Below are 1,582 nucleotides of genomic sequence, written 5' to 3'. Positions count from 1 at the left end.
CCCGCCGGGTCCGATCCGGCCGCCTTCACCACCGCCTCATCGCCGAAGGCCTGGATCACCGTCCAGACGACGAAGGCGTAGAAGAGCCCGAGGAACGCCACCGCGATGTACGTCGCGCGCGGCACCGTCCGGTCGGGATTCCGTGCCTCCCGCCGGTAGATGACGGTCGACTCGAATCCGGTGAACGCGGCGAAGGCGAAGGCGAGTACGGCAGCCGTGCCGGGGACGAAGACGTTCCCCGGGGCGAAGCCGTCCAGGCTCAGCCCCTCCGTGCCGCCTCCCTTGATCAGGACGCCGCCCGCGAGCAGCACCAGGATCCCGGTCTCGGCGACGAGCAGCACACCGAGCAGCTTCGCGCCGAAGTCGATCGAGCGGTATCCGGCGTACCAGATCAGGAGCAGCCCGGCGAGGGACACCGGGAGCCAGGGAATGTCCGCGCCGAACAGGGCGTGGGCAGTGTCCTGCGTGGCGGTGCCCAGGAGTCCGTAGACGCCGATCTCCATGCCGTTGTAGCCCAGCATGGCGAGCAGCGCGGCGGCGATGCCGGCGGGGCGGCCGAGGCCGCGTGTGATGTACGCGTAGAAGGCGCCGCCGCTGCGGACGTGGCGGCTCATCGCGGTGAAGCCCACGGCGAAGACGGCGAGCGTGATCCCGGCGAGCAGATAGCCGACGGGTGCGCCGATGCCGCCCAGGGAGATGGCGATGGGGGCGACGCCCGCCATGACGGTGAGCGGGGCGGCGGCCGAGACGACGAAGAAGGCGATGTCGGCGGTGCCGAGGGAGCCGCTGCGGAGCGTGGGCTCGGCGGTCTCGCCCACGGCGGACGGCGGCTCTGAGGAGGTGACGGACATGCGCAGGGAAGCCCTTCTGCGGCGGGCGGGGGCAGGGGCCCGGGGGTTCAGGCGGCGGGGAGTAGGCCGCTTGACCCCGAAACCTAAAGGCTTTCGGTTTCCGCAATGTAACCTCTCGTAAGGCTTTCGGGAAGACTTCGCCGCAGAAGAGGAACCGCGGAGAGAACCGCGGAAGAGAAGCCGAAGAGAATCGGGGACCAGGAACCATGGGACGGCCGCGCACCCCCCTGCTCGACAGGGACCGCATCACGACGACCGCGCTCGCCCTCATCGACGAGAAGGGCGACTTCAGCGTCCCGCAGATCGCCAGGCACCTCGGCGCGCAGACCGGCTCGGTCTACCACCACGTGGACGGCCGCGACGGCATCGTGGAACTGCTCCGCGAGCGGGTGAGCGAGGCGATCGACACCAGCACCCTCGACCCGCGACACCCCTGGGACGCGTCCCTTTCCGCCTGGGCCCGCTCCTACCGCGCCGCCTTCGCGGCCCACCCCAAGGTCATCCCGCTCCTCATGACCTCACCGGTGCGCGCCCCCCGCGTACTTGAGCAGTACGAGCGCGCGGTGACGCTGCTGATCGGCGCCGGATTCGCCCTCGCCGACGTCATGCCGGTGATCATCGCCCTGGAGAACCTGGTGCTCGGCTCGGCGCTCGACCTGGCGGCGCCCGAGGCCATGTGGGAGCTGCCGGACGAGACGTCGACGCCCGAGCTGGCGCGGGCCCTGGACGCG

2 protein-coding genes are annotated in these 1,582 nt (G+C 70.9%); one reads left to right on the top strand and one right to left on the bottom strand.

What is annotated here, in order from left to right:
- Positions 1-851, bottom strand: an 851-nt coding sequence (locus ACZ5CR_RS44810) for an APC family permease (RefSeq protein WP_468869327.1), incomplete at its 3' end; no start/stop codon positions are given.
- 206 nt (positions 852-1,057) lie between these two features.
- Here ACZ5CR_RS44810 and ACZ5CR_RS44805 point away from each other — a divergent pair.
- A partial coding sequence (locus ACZ5CR_RS44805; RefSeq protein ID WP_468869322.1) for a TetR/AcrR family transcriptional regulator occupies positions 1,058-1,582 on the top strand: 525 nt, incomplete at its 3' end.

It is taken from the genome of Streptomyces sp. NPDC031274, assembly GCF_055570235.1.
Note: the sequence above shows the minus strand (reverse complement) of the source record. Positions and strands in the feature narration are given on the sequence as shown.